Genomic DNA, 14,840 nt, shown 5'->3' with positions numbered 1-14,840 from the left:
TGGTTAGACTAAAATCAATTTTTCTTTTGGAATAACGACAAAAACTTTATCTCCAACTTGATAACCAGGTACTTGTACATCATTAACCAACAATTTCCCAATCGAAGTTTCTACTTCATATTGATAACTTTTCCCTAAAAACGTACGAACTCTGATTGTACCGGCTAAACCATTCGACGGCAGCTCCTGATCCTGTGCAGCAAGTAAAATATCATCTGGGCGAATCGTTCCGGTGGCTTGTTGTCTATCTGCTGTGTGCTCTGTTTCAATTAGTGTTCCATCTGAAGTCACATAGGAATGTGTGCCTTGTTTGGTCAACTGAAAGAAATTTTCAAATCCAATAAAACGAGCCACGAACTCTGTTTTAGGTTTCTTATAAATTTCTTCCGGAGAATCGTATTGTTCAATGACTCCATTATTCATAACCGCTACTTTGTCTGAAATCGAAAAACATTCTTCTTGATCATGCGTCACAAAGACTGTCGTTATCCCTAAACTACGTTGGATCCGTTTGATCTCAATCCGCATGCTGATGCGTAACTTAGCATCCAAATTGCTTAAAGGTTCATCCAACAATAATAATTGTGGTTCAATCACTAAAGCCCGAGCAAGAGCCACACGCTGACGTTGCCCTCCAGACAGTTGTTTAGGATAACGCTCAGCATAATCAGATAAATCAGTAGCTTCCAAAATAGCTTGCACTTTTCTCTCGATGACTTCTTTTTTTTCTTTTCTCAGTTTCAATCCAAAACCCACATTTTCTTTCACAGTTAAATGCGGAAACAATGCATAGCTTTGGAAAACCATCCCAAAGTTACGTTTGTGGACAGGAACTTTTGTCAAATCAGTCTCCCCTACAGTAAAGGTGCCATCATTCGGCTCAATCAGACCTGCAATAACCCGTAAAGTGGTTGTTTTGCCACAACCTGATGGTCCTAATAATGAGATCAGTTCCCCTTTTTCCATAGATAGATTCAGTTCTTTCAAGATATTATTTTTCCCGTCATAACTCACACGGATATTTTCTAAGTCAACAAATGACATAACAGCACATGTCCTCCTTAAGGATATTTAACCAATCGACTGATAAAGCGAGAAAATCTTTCTTCTTCGATTGACTGACTAGACTACTTTTGCTAGCCCAAGCGTTTTTTCAATTAAAAACATCAAAGTGATCGTTCCCAGCATTAAAAGCACAGACAATGCAGAAACTACTGGATCATAATTGTATTCAATGTAATTCATTAAAGTGGTCGGCAATGTTGAAATACCAGGACCAGATAAAAATTGCGACACAGGAATATTGTTAAACGAATTGATAAAGGCCAGCATAAAAGAAGCAAATATACTGGAAGAAATATTTGGCAATACAATACTGACAAACGCTTTGATCTTAGTACTTCCTAAAGTCCAAGCCACTTCTTCGATCGAAAAATCCAATTGTTCTAAACTCGAACCTACTACACGAATAATGTAAGGCAGACTGATTAAAAAATGCCCTAACAGTAAGCCCTGGAATAGAGGAATTTGCAAACGAATAACGATAAATTGAAACAGCGAATATCCTACTACGACACCTGGAATAATCGTTGGGGATAAGAAAAAACTTTTGATCCAGCTTTTCCCTTTCACACCATGCCTAGTTAAAGCATATGCAGCAGGAATACCAATAATCAACGCCAACAAAGTTGCCAGTAACGAAACCTCTAAACTCAATAAAAAGCTGTCCATAAAAGACTGATCTTCAAAAACAGCTGTAAACCATTGAAATGTAAATCCACTAATGGGAAATTGAATGGTCGCATTTTCTCCAAAAGCTGTTATCGTGATAATGATTAAAGGAATAAACAAGAAAGCAAATACAGCTCCGGCGAATATCGACAACCCTCTTTGTTTACGCATCCTGTTCACCTCGCTTGTCGATTCTATTAGCAATCAAGTTAAAACCTTTCATAATGACCAAAGTAGTCACAATCATGATCAATGCAATGACACTGGCATCTTCCCAATTCCCTAAAGTCATAGCATTTTGATACAGAAATGTTGACAGCATCATATTACGGTTGCCTCCAAGTAGCTGAGGAGTGGTATAAGCTGTCAATGTGCCAGTAAATACCAGAATACTTCCTACGATGATTCCTGGAATGCTTAACGGTAAAACAACTTTGAGGAACGCTTTTATGCGACTCGCTCCTAGAGTTTCTGCCGCTTCCATGATTTCTGGATTGATATTTTCCATCACACCTACTAATGTGATAATCAAAATAGGCAAAAATAAATAAATGGATCCAATAATAATGGAAAACTCTGTATACAATAAAGTCAAAGGCTCAGAAATGACACCTATAGTTGTGAGTAACTCATTGATTACCCCGTTTTGTCCTAGTAAATTGATCCATGCAAAACTTCGAATAACCGAATTGGTCAACATTGGAAATAAAGTAAGTGCCATTAACAATCCTCGCCATTTTGTAGAAGTTCCGGCTATAAAGTAAGCAGTAGGAACCCCAAGAATGATACAGAGGATCGTCACAACTACAGAAACCCGAATGGTACGAATGAAAATCCCTACATTATATGTATCTTTAAAAAAAGAAATGTATGAATCAAACGACAATGCTCCATTATAAAAAGTTGGCCAAATAATGGATACTAGTGGTATCAACAAAAAGAAAACCAACAAAATGAATCCCGGTGCTAATATCAGATACGGGATTTTTTTCGACATAAGATAAATCCTCCTCAAAAAATGAAAAGATACAAAATTTCAAAAAAACCTTGTATCCTTTTCGATAATGGTTAATGTTCGTATTTCTACACAAGTCAGTATAACCGTAAAAAAAGTAATGGACAACCGTTTTAGCAAATAAAGTTCAAAAAATAACGATCAATATTCGTGTTTCAATTAAATATTTTATTTTTAACGATTAAAAATCATGAAAAATCTGTTTTTACTGAATAAATAACATATGCTGAACAATAAAGGTAATTAGTTGATTAATACCCTATTTATTATTCAATTGATTAACTAGAATAAATGGGTGATTCAAAAATGCTCCCGTCAGCTAATGTTCCTTTTAATCAAACAGGATAATCCCTATTTGATTAAACTATTTACTCTTGCCTCCAGTTCTTCATAACTGATTAAATTTTACCTTTATTAGAACTAGCCTATTTCGTTGTTGACTCTTTGTAGATCAGAAATATTTAACTATTCATTAATAGCCTGTAGCTTAAACTCAACTCCGTATCTTGTCCTAGAAAAAAGACCCTCAAAAATTAGATTTACTCTAATCCTTGATGGTCTTTAGATTTTTTTATTTGTTTAGTCCAGCATCATACTGAGGTATTTGTCTGGTGGTGGTTCTTATAGAGGGTCTGTCGTCTCACTGTATTATTTTTTTATTCGCTCAGTAAACTATCGAAACTAAAGATATGTCCTACAATTTGAGCAACCATCCCTACTTCAGTTGCAGTTGCCTTCTCTACAAACCGTACTTCTCTTTCTTTGGCTAAGAAATCAAATCCTTTGATTTGCATAGCATTGACTTTCCCACGAATGGAATGTTCCTGAGTCAATGGAACAAAACCAGGTCTTTCTTTTTTTGAAGTACTAATTGGACAAACCAGTATAAATCCTGTACTACCATTGTAGGCATTCGAACTAATGACTAACGCCGGCCGTTTCTTTTGTATTTCTCTACCAGCACTTGGATTAAAATTTAACCAAATAATATCTCCTTGTTTTGGGGTATAACCTTCGATAGAATAGACCATCTTATATTTCTTCTCTTCCAATTAAATGTCTATCTTCCTCGAATGCATCCTCAAAACGCAAGTCAACACCTTTTTTTTGTGCATTTTCAAATATATTTTCTATTTTAGGGATATATGTGATACTTCCCAATTCTCCTTTTACAGCTACATATTCTTGATCAGGTTTAATATTAAATTTAGTCGGCACCGTTAAAACAATTGCATTACCTTGTTTTCTAGTCTTCATCCTCTGTCAGCACCTTTCTATTCCTTTGCTTATATAATACCAAATGCAAAAAGTAAATACAACGTGAATACTTATTAGTATTCTCTATAGCATTTGTACACTAATTATTTTCAGGTTTTTAAGTCTTACCCTCTATCTCTGATAAAATTAATCGCCATTCCCTGATTCTCCTACTAAAAAAATGAGTGTGAATTCCATCTTTCACCTATTAAAAATTTATCACCTTTTGATTTAGCAAGAGCAATTAGTCTGGCTCGCTTCAGTAAAAAATATTCAAAAAATTGATGTTGTACTATGTTAATGCTCTTAGAATTCGTTATCCCACTGACCCTTCCAGCAGAAGGTTAGCTTTTCTCAGAGCTTCTGACAAGCTCTAAACGTTGGTATAACAGCATTATAATTTTTCAATGACTGCTGTACAACTCCAATAATTTTTGTCAATTGTAGTTAGTTTTGATTTAGTTTTAAACTATTTTAACTAGAAAAATATGGATATTTTGGATGATTTTTAATAAGAAAATTGCGAGCTAGAATGAATACTCAAAATCACCTAATAGTTCAATTTTTTATGTCTATCATTTTAGATTTTCTATATATAATATAACTATACTTTATCACGAAAGTACTAGCTCAACTTTAATTTAAAATTATTCTCAATGTTATTCTTAAAAAACATAACACATTTTCGTATCAGTAAACATAACGCGAACTTTAGTTCTCATTGTGATATAATGATGGTGTAATTATTTTTTGAGGGAGGTAACTATTTGAGAAAAAGAATAGCCGATTACGTTACTAAAACAATCTTTCAAACTATCGACAACATTCCGTCATTGGGTTATGAAAGTAGGGAAGCACAAGAAGATATGATGTTGAACATTACGGATTCATACAGTAACCAAGAGAACTTATTGATAGAAGCTGGTGTGGGTATTGGAAAATCTTTATCTTATTTAATCCCAGGTATATTAATTTCAAAGTTATCTGGTAAACCACTAATTGTTGCTACGTCATCTATTCAATTGACTGAGCAATTATCACAAGATATTGACTTAGCAAAAAAAATACTCCAAATTGATATTGACAAAACAGTTGGAAAGGGACAAAGAAATTACCCCTGTATCCAAAGAATTGCGAAACATTTTGAAACTACAAAAGATGAAAAATACACACATTATCTTGATTCTGTAGAGTCTGGTGTGGATAAACAAAATCCAAAAAAATTGAATATCGATGAGTGGGATGATATTTGTGTAGACGGCTGCACTTTTAATTCATGTAAATACAAGTCAGAGTGTTATTTTTTTCAAACCAGAAATAAATTGAAAGAACCATGTAGACGAATTGGATTTACAGGAGCCTATATCCCGAAAGTAATAATTGTTAATCAAGATTTATTAATCAGTCATTTATTTAAGTTGAAAAATACCTCCAGGGGCGTTATTTATGAGGAACCTTGCCTTTTAATAATAGATGAAGTTCACAATATTGAAGAAAAAACGAGAAGCGCCCTAACAAAAGAACTAAATAATACATCAATCAATAGAACATTAAATGACTATCTTAGCTTTATCTCCCAAACATCCAATAGTCAGAGCTCTATAAAAAATGCGAAAGATTGTTTTAATCAAATAAGAGAAACTTTTAATTGTATTTCAAAAGAATTGATTGAAGAGTCAAAAAAATTAGACTATGAAGGAACGCTCGATCGCCTATTTATTGAAAAAGGAGACTCCGATACATGTGAGAAAATATGTTCTAGTATATACCAATGTATTGAAGATCTTAACATTGCTGCTACTTTCAAAATGAATGATAGCCTAGAAAATCTATATGATTTTTTAGAAGTTCAATTGAACGAATTGATTACATTTTTTAAGACATATGGAAAGCTACACGATATAAATTTAATGTGGGGTACCATCACGAAAAATGGAAGGAAAGTAACCGTTAACTACTGCCCAAAGAGAATTGATAGAGTATTAAATCAATTAATCTTTAGAAAAAAATACCCTACCATTGGTTTATCCGCAACTATAACCGTAAAAGAACAAAATAGTGATTCCTATGAATATATCATAACAAATATTGGATTTGAAGGTGAAGTTGATGAAGTTAGAAACTCTCCATTTAACTACAACAAAAGTAGACTATTCATTCCTGAAAAGCTTCCTAATTATAGAATTAGGAATGATTACTATTTTAGTGAAATTTCATCTATAATCCAAACCATTACTAAACAAAATATTGGCGGAACATTGGTTCTTTTCACTGCAAAAGAGGACTTAAAAAAAGTTGGAGTTGCATTAAAAAAATCTTTAACGTGTGCAATTTATGAAGATGGTAACGGAATGAGCCAAAAAGAGATATTAAAACAGTTCAAACAAACTGGAGGAGTTATTTTAGGAACTGGAGTGTTTTGGGAAGGTATCGATTTGAAAGGCAATTTATTGACCAGTGTCATTATTGTTAGACTTCCTTTTCCCGTACCTGATCCAGTAATTGAATACAAAATTAGTGAGGCTGGTAACAATTCTGACAAAATATTAATCCCCGAAATGATTACAAAATTAAAACAAGGTAGTGGGCGGTTGATTAGATCGATGACAGATCAAGGTATTTTATCTATTTTAGATTCAAGGTTGAGATCTAGCAATTACAAACACCAACAATTAATTTTCAACTCTTTACCGATAAAAAATAGAATCAATACTTTTCAGGAATTAGAAGAATTTCAAAAATTTTTATAAAGAAGATATTCCAATTTCAAAAAAATCACATTAACGATTATGCTGTTCAATTTAGAATAGCCTCAATCGTTTTTTTGCTACACACATAGGTATTGTTAAAAAATAAGGGCTTTATTATAAAAAGAATCTGAATCAAAAACATTGTCCCCACCAAGCAGAAATCCCACTCTTAACCCTAAAAACAAAAATAATTAAAGGAGAAAGGAAACAATGACAACCAAATATAAAAAGCACAAACTAGCCAGCTATCTCGCATTGATAGTAATCACGGCTAGTTTTTTTATTACTCCCATCACTGCTCTTGCTACTACCGTCAATTACACAAGAATTGCCGATTACGTTTCTACTTGGTATTTAACGAACTCTGCTGGTCTTCACTGGACAGACGATGGTGTTCACATGATTAAGGCGGAGGGCGAACCTGCCTTTTGTATTGAACATGGTACCATTTTAAACGGTGGTTCTGGTTTTGATCCATCAGAACTCACAATTGCTGAAAAAGACCGTTTATCTCTGATCGCTTATTATGGCTATAAAACGAATCCTACAAGTGAAAACTACGGGATTACTCAGAATATGATTTGGGAATCATTTGGCGATCAGCTACTATCCACTACCCTTCCCAACTATCAAAATCGAAAAAATGAAATCCTAGCAAAAGTGAATGCTCACAATACAAAACCTTCATTCAATAATCAGACTGTGACCTTGAATGTTGGAGACTCAATTACACTTGACGATACAAACGGTGTTTTAAGCAAATTTGGAAATCTTGCTAGTAATTCTGCTAATCTTAAAATAAATAAAACAGGAAATCAATTGAAGTTAACTGCGACCAGCTCATCCAAAGAGACTGGTAATTTACAGTACAATATCGCTAATGCTGGTGATGTTGGAACAAGCTTTGTTTATAACAAACCCAATGAACAAAAAGTAGCTACTTTCAAATTATCTAATGCAGGCTCCTTCCAGTTAAATGTCAAAGTCAATTTAAACGGCAATGTTAAATTGAAAAAAGTGGATAAAGATACTGGACAACCTGTTCCCAATACAAAAATGAAATTTGAGTATAACGGTCAGTCCAAAGAGATTGTCACTGATACTAACGGTTTAGCTCAAATGAATGACTTAAAAGCTGGGACGAAAGTAAAAATCATCGAACTGACTGCCAACAATGGGTTTGTAAACAAAGGCGAATCTAAAGAAATCACGATTGAGCCTAATAAAACAATTGAAGTGGTAATTGGAAACAAAGCCCAACAAGGATTGTTACATCTAAAGAAAACAGGACAGAAAGCTTCCAATGTGACAACTACTGATTCAGATTATGGACAGCTGCATGAAATCAATTTTGACTATGTTAGTTTAGCTGATGTTACCTTCACCATTAAAGCTCGTGAAGATATTAAAGTAGGCAATTATATTCATGCGAAAAAAGGTAGTATAGTTGCCACTGTTCAAACAGATAAAAATGGTGAACTAATTAACATGCCAAAACTATATCTAGGAAAATATGAAGCCATTGAAACAGCTGCGCCTGCTGGTTACTTGATGAATACACCCCCGCTTCCTTTTGAATTTACCTATGAGGGACAAAACGTTGAACTCGTATCTCAATCTATTGAAGCAAAAAACGACTTCCAGCAACTAAAGATCACTCTTCATAAGAATGAAGAGCAGATTCAGGAGTGGATAGAAAATAGACCGGTTATCGAAGAGATCAAAGCCAATGACAAAATATTCGGTCTATTCACCAATCAAGAATTTACAATGACAGATAAAACAATGCTCCCAGTGGATTCTCTACTAGGATTTGGAACAGTAAAAGATGGTGAGCTTACGTTCCCTACTCAACAATTGATGGATGGGAAATATTATATTCAAGAATTAGCTGCTGGTGAAAATCATGATATTGATACTAGCCATCATGAATTTGAGTTTACAGCAGCAGACCACGAATCATAAAAAGTGATTGATATTTATGCTCCCAAAGAAAACTCAGAGGATGAGTCTACACCACTTTTAAATAAGCTTCACTTCAATCAATTCTCACTGAAAAAAGTGAATGAAGAAGCCACTCTAAAAGAAAAAAATGGTTATGATTTTACCTTTACAGGTAATGGAAAAGGCGCTATTTTCACTCTAGAAAATGAAAAAAAAGAAGTGATTCAAACAGTTACTGTAGATGTACAATCTCTTTCTATATTTATGGATATCCCTGGATTTGAGTCAATATCTTGGACACATTTTAGTAGAGACGGTTATGTCATTTTTTCTTTTGCCAAATCTTCAAACTCCTGAGGGGTTAGATAGTGAATCGAACTATGAAGTCGATTCCGGTTATAAAATCCCTCAATATAGCTAAATAGTGCACGATTTGCTTCTTCAAAATTTGAGTAGCTAGTCGTGTAAACTTCTTCCTTTTTCAATGAGGCGTGGAAAGATTCGATTCCTGCGTTATCATAAGGTGTTCCCTTTCTACTATAGGAATGCCTTATTTTGTTGGTTTCAAGCCATTTTTCTACTTCTGTTGCTGTATATTGACTGCCCAAGTCAGTGTGTAGAATCATTCCTTCCGGAATGTGATACTTTAGTTTTGCTTTATTCAACGTTTGAATGACACAATCCACCGTCATTCTTTTTGAAAATGTATAACTAATAATTTTTTTCGTGTGTAGATCCATGATGGAAGACAAGTAACACCAGCCATTTTTCTTAGTAGGAATGTATGTAATGTCAGCCGCCCATTTCTCACAAATAGTTTTAGTAGAAAAGTCCTGATTTAATATGTTCTCTTTTGAAATAATCGCTTTATTTAACCTTTGAGGTCTAAATTTTTTTACTACAATCGATCTTAAATTTAATTGCTTCATTAGCTTTTGGACATGTTTAAGAGATACTGAAATGCCATCTTTTAATAAAACTTGATGAATTTTAGTGGCACCATAGCGCTGTTTATTCGTAAAAAAAACTGTCGAAATAGTCTCTTTCAACGTATTATTTCTGATTTCTGTAGCTGTCAATGGCTTGTTTTTATAAAAATAGTAGACACTTCTAGGGATTTCTAATAACCGACATAACAAAGAAACAGTGTAGTCCTTACACCATTTTTCAATAAACTGAATAAGCGAATTTAGGTTTTCCGAGAGAATATGGCTGCGGCTTTTTTTAAGATTTCAAGTTCCTCTTTCAAACGAGCATTTTCTTTTTTTAGTTCAGCCACTTCTTTTCCAGTCAGTCCTGTGGACTGATTAGGCAAATATAAATTCTTCCATTTGTAAATCGTCGCTTCAGATAAGCCATATTCTTTCGCCAACCCTCGAACGGAACGTCCAGTTTGATTCAGTTCAACAATCATCTGTTTAAAATTTTCTTCATATCGGGTCATAAAAAATCATCCTCTCGTAGCTAAGTTTAATTTATTTTTGTCTCTACGAAAAGTTGTCTAAGATTTAATACTAACACCACCCTGTAGGAACATTCTATTTGAAAGAAAAGCAACCAGCCTCTGAACAGTATGTTCTATCTTCTGAGACCTATCAAATCGTCTCCACTTTAAAGGGAATTCAAGCCTATGACAGTAAAGGAAATTTACTTGGCGAAATCCTGAATGAAGAGAAACAAGAAGAAAATATAAACAAACCATTAACTAATAAAACCACCACAACTGAGGAACCTCAAGCAGACCAAGAACCACTTCTGCTACTAGAAATCAAAAATCATTTAGTTAAAGGCATTGCTGAACTAACCAAAACGGACGTATCAAATGGAAAAGAGCTTCTAAATACAGGCGTTCGTATTCTTGATAAAGATAAAAAAATCATCATTGAAGGAAAAACAGATAGTCAAGGTCATTTTAGTTTTGAAAACTTACCACGAGGAGTCTATTATTTCCAAGAATTTGAAGCCCCTATAGGCTATCAAATAGACGAAACACCGATTAAGTTTGAAATACTAGAAGATGGTGAGATTGTCAAATGTACCATGACGAACGAGGTGATTCCAAGTAAAAAAGAAACCTCTGTAATAGGAAACTTGCCACAAACTGGTGAGGGCATTTCTATCGCTGGGGTCATTTTAGGTAGTGCACTATTAGCTAGTGTTGCTGGTTATTACTTCTACAACAAGAAGAAACAACACAACAAAAACAACTAGAAAACTGGAGGCATTTGTATGTCTCCTTTTTTAATAAAAAAGAAAGAAGGAAAAAAGATGTCCAATCGTGTCATAAGCATTGTCTTAAAGGACAACCAGTTAGGAAGTAAAATCAAAGCAACGGTTAAAGAAGAACGAGAAATTTATGTAGAAGGAAAACGGGTGCCTTGTCGCATTTTCACAGCCTCTTCTGCTCTTCATCCTGACTTTGAAATCATCGTTCCCAATTTACGAAACTCACTACGTTTTGAAGGTCGTAAAGAAGTAGAACTGCGTGAAGTTACACTTGTGCCTAGTGCCAAAAGAAATAATATTGGAACAGCAAGTCGCTCACTTGAATTACAAATTTTTGCTAAACAGCTGCTAATACTGAACTAGAAAAGGAGAAAAATTATGAGTTTAAAATTTGAGGACAATATTGTAAAAGACTTTGATACACAAAGAACGTTTGGGAAATTATTCTATTTGAATAGCCAAAAAATTTATGAAACCGATACAGAAGGCAACCGAACAGATTTTGTTCGTGAACAACGGATCACTGTCTATTCCGAAGCCAAAAATGACCAACTTGATATCACTGTCCCTGAAACTGTTGATACTACACCTTTCTCTTATGATGATGAAGTAGAGCTTACAGGAGAAGTAACTGCACTTGCTTGGCTTTCTTCTTATACTGGCTATAATGATTCAATTCAGTCAGAACAAGCCTTCAAAATTCGAGCAGAATCACTAAAAAAAGTAGAACCAGTTATTATAAAGCAAGCCAAAGGAGACCAAAACTCTAAAAACTAATTGAATGGAGTCAACTAACTATGAACACATTCTTTCAATACTGTGGGCTTAGAATTCGCCCTCTGCATCTATCTATTTATCGCACCTACCTTCTACTAGCTTGGTTTCCTTTTCTATTATTTGCTGGTTACTATAGCTACCTTTTTATCTATCCATTAATCCTGACTATGCAACAACGACAAATTATTGATTGGTATGCCCTCTTAGTTCCCATTGGAGGGCTTTTTTTAATACTCTTCTTGTCTTTGTTTCTTCTGTTCATGGTTCGCAGATTTTCCTTTTTAAAAGGTCGATTCTTCTATCGAGTCTACCAGCGGCAAATGTTAGCTCGTCTCTTGAAAAGTAATGGATTGTATGAGAAAAAGGAACGTAAATCAAAAGAACGTACGACTGAAAAAATGGTTTTTCCAAAAGTCTATTACCGCAATACTAGAGAAATTCTTTATTTGACAGTTCCCACAGATGGAATGAAATGGCATGATCGCTTTCAAAAAATTGCTAAGACTTTTGAAGAAATGTATATTGCTGACTTCATTGAGGAACAAAAAGAAATGGGTTTCACTACCTATTTATTGATGATTGATGTTATCAGTAAGAGGATTGGAATTGAAGATTGCATCGTAACAAATGGACAAGTCAAACTCATGGATGGCGTTGTATGGGACTATGCCGAAGTGCCTCATATGTTAGTAACTGGCGGTACAGGCGGTGGCAAGTCCTACTTTCTCCTTACTTTAATTCATGCGCTTATCCAAGTTGGAACGGTAGATATTTGTGATCCAAAAGAAGCAGATTTAAAAGATTTAGAAAGTCTGCATTTATTTAAAAATCATGTATTCTACGGAACCAGTTGGATTACTAAGTGTCTGAAAAATGCTGTAGAAGAAATGAATCGGCGTTATGTTTACATGAAGGCTCTCCCTAACTATACAACTGGGAGAAACTTTTCATTTTATGGTATTCCTCCCTATTTTATTATCGTTGATGAGTGGGCCGCCTTTTTTGGTACGTTAACCTATAAAGAACAAGACAAAATTCTAGGTTATGTAAAAGAACTTGTTCTAAAAGCACGACAAGCAGGTGTTTTTCTAATATTAGCAACCCAACGTCCCGATGCAGATAACTTTGGTGGTGGTGTACGTGATAATCTTTTATTTCGTATTAGCTTAGGAAAGCTATCAGAACAAGGGTATTATATGACTTTTGGATCGGATCAAAAAGGAAAAGCTTTCATCAATAAACGAATTAAAGGCAGAGGCTACTGCGATAGTGGTTCAGGAGTTCCTCGTGAATTCTATGCCCCTCTTGTTCCTAGAAAATATGACTTCCTAGCAGCTCTCCAACAAATTGGTTCTATGCAAACTTTAAATATAAAAGATCTTTTACAGGAAATGACTTCTGAGGAAATTAATGAAGCACATTCGGCTTTTAGACTTTCACAGAAAAAATTAGAGTGAGATAAACCCCACTATATCAGTGAAAAAAGGGAAAGAAAAAGTTTTGTCTTTCGTTGCCCTTTTTGCATTGCTTCAGCGGATGGAATGAGCTGATACTAACTGCTTCGTTATGAACAAGGTTTCCTTGTGAAAGCCATACGCTTTAGTGTGTGGCGGTAAAACGAAAAAGAGTAGGCAGGTTTCCTGCCTATGACTGTGCGTGGTCAGGGCGAGCATCGCTCGCTCTGACCTGTTACCCCCGCTTAATAACATGGGGGTAACTTTTAAAAAAAACAAACGAATTATTCCCAAAACACCTTACTATATCAGTATTTTTTTCTAATAAAAAATGTAAACAACTTTATTTGAGTTTGTAAACAACAGGCAGGTGAACAATGAATAACCAAGAAATTAGAATTTTACGAAAAAGATTAAATTTAACACAACAACAATTTGCAGACAAGCTCAATTGGAGTAAGTCTTATCTTTCTATGATTGAAACGGGAAAACGTACAGTCACAAAAGAATGCATCAAAAAGATACGAAAAACATTCCATTTGGAAGGTGGTATTTTACCAATGGAAGCCAAAATTGATTTTCTTCGGATTCGCTTTAAAATCAACTCTCCCTTCAAAGTAATAGAAAAAATACTTCGAATGAATTCAGATGCCTTTATTTATAAAAACTATGGTTTCAATCATTACACTGAAACGTACTGTTTTAGTGATATTTTTGTTTTCACTAATCCAGAAAATCTAGATATGGGCGTGATGATTGAACTTCGTGGTCAAGGTTGTCGAGAATTTGAATTAATCCTTGAGGAACAGGAAGAGACATGGACCACATTCTTTTGGCGATTGTATCAATCGGATGTTTTTGGTGAGGGTTTAGTGATTGATACTAAGATTACTCGAATTGATTTAGCTTTGGATGAACACCTTTCTCTTCTCTATCCCAATTACGATTTATTTGAACTGAAAGAAAAAGTCGAACAAGGCTTAGTTGATACTACCTTTCGCAATTTTGATTTTACTGGAGGCATTGTGGTTAAAAATGGGCAACTAATTAATAAAGGACTCTCTCTTTATTTTGGTTCCAGACAATCCCCTTTCTATTTAAATTTCTATCAAAAGGATTACGAATTAGCAAAAAAAGAAGCGATATCTGTTGAAATGGCTCGACAAAAATATGGGATTAAAAATCGTTATGAAATCCGTTTAGCTGACGAAAAAGCCTATCTCTTTGTTGAGTATTTACTTTCTACAGGAGAAACAATTGAATGGATCGTTAAAGAATTAATTGATACTGCTATCAAAGTATATGATTGCGACTCAAATGGACTGCGCACTCATTACAGTCAAAATTGGCGTATGGTCATTGAAAGTATGCAAGAATTACGATTAACCATGAAAGGTGAAAAACCAAATTATGATAAAGCGTTACGCTGGCTCTCAAACTATCTTGCTCCTACGCTAAAGAAAATTTGGATTATGGATCAAACATTTGGCAAAAATGAGTTAATGTCTAGAATTCAGCAGGCAGAGCTAAAAGAAAAAGATCAAGAAGAGCTGGCTAAGCTTACAACGACAATAAAAGGATTATTGATACAAGAAGAAACTCAAACAACTACTTCCTCTTCTGTAACTGTTACACAAGAAGAAGTCGAGCAACTGTTAGCGCAATTTCTATTTAATTGAGAGGTGA

Annotated in this window: 14 protein-coding genes; 8 read left to right on the top strand and 6 right to left on the bottom strand. The window is 34.5% G+C overall.

Features of this window, described 5'->3' with window-relative positions; all coding sequences use genetic code 11:
* Positions 1 to 3: 3 nt before the first annotated feature.
* The 5 genes from ACEN4L_RS06905 to mazE form a co-directional block, all read right to left on the bottom strand.
* Positions 4 to 1,044 (bottom strand): ABC transporter ATP-binding protein, encoded by a 1,041-nt coding sequence (locus ACEN4L_RS06905; protein ID WP_407096874.1) that lies wholly within the window; start codon positions 1,042 to 1,044, stop codon positions 4 to 6.
* A gap of 78 nt (positions 1,045 to 1,122) precedes the next feature.
* The gene (locus ACEN4L_RS06900) at positions 1,123 to 1,902 is read right to left on the bottom strand and encodes an ABC transporter permease (protein ID WP_407096875.1); all 780 of its coding nucleotides are present in this window, start codon (positions 1,900 to 1,902) and stop codon (positions 1,123 to 1,125) included.
* Positions 1,895 to 2,728 (bottom strand): ABC transporter permease, encoded by an 834-nt coding sequence (locus ACEN4L_RS06895; RefSeq protein WP_407096876.1) that lies wholly within the window; start codon positions 2,726 to 2,728, stop codon positions 1,895 to 1,897. Before ACEN4L_RS06895 ends, ACEN4L_RS06900 begins: the two co-directional genes overlap by 8 nt.
* A gap of 674 nt (positions 2,729 to 3,402) precedes the next feature.
* Positions 3,403 to 3,798, bottom strand: coding sequence for a type II toxin-antitoxin system PemK/MazF family toxin (locus ACEN4L_RS06890; protein ID WP_407096877.1), 396 nt, complete (start codon positions 3,796 to 3,798; stop codon positions 3,403 to 3,405).
* Positions 3,779 to 4,003, bottom strand: coding sequence for a type II toxin-antitoxin system PemI/MazE family antitoxin (gene mazE, locus ACEN4L_RS06885; RefSeq protein ID WP_407096878.1), 225 nt, complete (start codon positions 4,001 to 4,003; stop codon positions 3,779 to 3,781). The genes ACEN4L_RS06890 and mazE overlap by 20 nt, the downstream gene beginning before the upstream one ends.
* Positions 4,004 to 4,770: 767 nt before the next feature.
* Between mazE and ACEN4L_RS06880 the strand changes: the two genes are divergently transcribed.
* From ACEN4L_RS06880 to ACEN4L_RS06870, 3 genes are all read left to right on the top strand, one after another.
* Complete coding sequence (locus tag ACEN4L_RS06880; RefSeq protein ID WP_202252515.1) at positions 4,771 to 6,753, top strand: ATP-dependent DNA helicase; 1,983 nt, start codon at positions 4,771 to 4,773, stop codon at positions 6,751 to 6,753.
* Positions 6,754 to 6,963: 210 nt separating this feature from the next.
* Positions 6,964 to 8,718 carry a SpaA isopeptide-forming pilin-related protein gene (locus ACEN4L_RS06875; RefSeq protein WP_407123596.1) on the top strand — a complete coding sequence of 585 codons (1,755 nt, stop codon included), beginning with the start codon at positions 6,964 to 6,966 and terminating at the stop codon, positions 8,716 to 8,718.
* 3 nt (positions 8,719 to 8,721) lie between these two features.
* The gene (locus ACEN4L_RS06870) at positions 8,722 to 9,054 is read left to right on the top strand and encodes a hypothetical protein (protein ID WP_407123595.1); all 333 of its coding nucleotides are present in this window, start codon (positions 8,722 to 8,724) and stop codon (positions 9,052 to 9,054) included.
* Here the strand turns inward: ACEN4L_RS06870 and ACEN4L_RS06865 are convergent.
* A protein-coding gene (locus ACEN4L_RS06865) for an IS3 family transposase (RefSeq protein WP_113624675.1) occupies positions 9,015 to 10,141 on the bottom strand; the annotation gives its coding sequence in 2 pieces (ribosomal slippage) (positions 9,015 to 9,913 and positions 9,913 to 10,141; 1,128 coding nt in all). The genes ACEN4L_RS06870 and ACEN4L_RS06865 overlap by 40 nt on opposite strands.
* A gap of 98 nt (positions 10,142 to 10,239) precedes the next feature.
* Between ACEN4L_RS06865 and ACEN4L_RS06860 the strand changes: the two genes are divergently transcribed.
* The 5 genes from ACEN4L_RS06860 to ACEN4L_RS06840 all read left to right on the top strand — a co-directional run bounded on the left by ACEN4L_RS06860 (position 10,240) and on the right by ACEN4L_RS06840 (position 14,833).
* Positions 10,240 to 10,908: a collagen binding domain-containing protein gene (locus ACEN4L_RS06860; protein ID WP_407123594.1), complete on the top strand. Its 669-nt coding sequence runs from the start codon at positions 10,240 to 10,242 to the stop codon at positions 10,906 to 10,908.
* 57 nt (positions 10,909 to 10,965) lie between these two features.
* Positions 10,966 to 11,286 carry a hypothetical protein gene (locus ACEN4L_RS06855; RefSeq protein WP_195640357.1) on the top strand — a complete coding sequence of 107 codons (321 nt, stop codon included), beginning with the start codon at positions 10,966 to 10,968 and terminating at the stop codon, positions 11,284 to 11,286.
* Between the two features lie 15 nt (positions 11,287 to 11,301).
* A complete protein-coding gene (locus ACEN4L_RS06850; RefSeq protein WP_195640354.1) occupies positions 11,302 to 11,700 on the top strand; it encodes a DUF961 family protein in 399 nt (132 codons plus the stop codon).
* A gap of 20 nt (positions 11,701 to 11,720) precedes the next feature.
* Positions 11,721 to 13,157, top strand: a complete 1,437-nt coding sequence (locus ACEN4L_RS06845) for an FtsK/SpoIIIE domain-containing protein (protein ID WP_195640355.1) — start codon at positions 11,721 to 11,723, stop codon at positions 13,155 to 13,157.
* A gap of 374 nt (positions 13,158 to 13,531) precedes the next feature.
* Entirely contained in the window at positions 13,532 to 14,833 is a 1,302-nt protein-coding gene (locus tag ACEN4L_RS06840; RefSeq protein ID WP_142968859.1) for a replication initiation factor domain-containing protein, read from the top strand.
* Positions 14,834 to 14,840: the final 7 nt, after the last annotated feature.

The organism is Desemzia sp. FAM 23988, from assembly GCF_045528365.1.
GTDB lineage: Bacteria > Bacillota > Bacilli > Lactobacillales > Carnobacteriaceae > Desemzia.
Note: the sequence above shows the minus strand (reverse complement) of the source record. Positions and strands in the feature narration are given on the sequence as shown.

Coding starts and splice junctions, on each gene's coding strand:
- ACEN4L_RS06875 (WP_407123596.1), top strand. CDS start 6,964: ATGACAACCAAATATAAAAAGCACAAACTAGCCAGCTATCTCGCATTG.
- ACEN4L_RS06855 (WP_195640357.1), top strand. CDS start 10,966: ATGTCCAATCGTGTCATAAGCATTGTCTTAAAGGACAACCAGTTAGGA.
- ACEN4L_RS06840 (WP_142968859.1), top strand. CDS start 13,532: ATGAATAACCAAGAAATTAGAATTTTACGAAAAAGATTAAATTTAACA.
- ACEN4L_RS06850 (WP_195640354.1), top strand. CDS start 11,302: ATGAGTTTAAAATTTGAGGACAATATTGTAAAAGACTTTGATACACAA.
- mazE (WP_407096878.1), bottom strand. CDS start 4,003: ATGAAGACTAGAAAACAAGGTAATGCAATTGTTTTAACGGTGCCGACT.
- ACEN4L_RS06900 (WP_407096875.1), bottom strand. CDS start 1,902: ATGCGTAAACAAAGAGGGTTGTCGATATTCGCCGGAGCTGTATTTGCT.
- ACEN4L_RS06845 (WP_195640355.1), top strand. CDS start 11,721: ATGAACACATTCTTTCAATACTGTGGGCTTAGAATTCGCCCTCTGCAT.
- ACEN4L_RS06905 (WP_407096874.1), bottom strand. CDS start 1,044: ATGTCATTTGTTGACTTAGAAAATATCCGTGTGAGTTATGACGGGAAA.
- ACEN4L_RS06895 (WP_407096876.1), bottom strand. CDS start 2,728: ATGTCGAAAAAAATCCCGTATCTGATATTAGCACCGGGATTCATTTTG.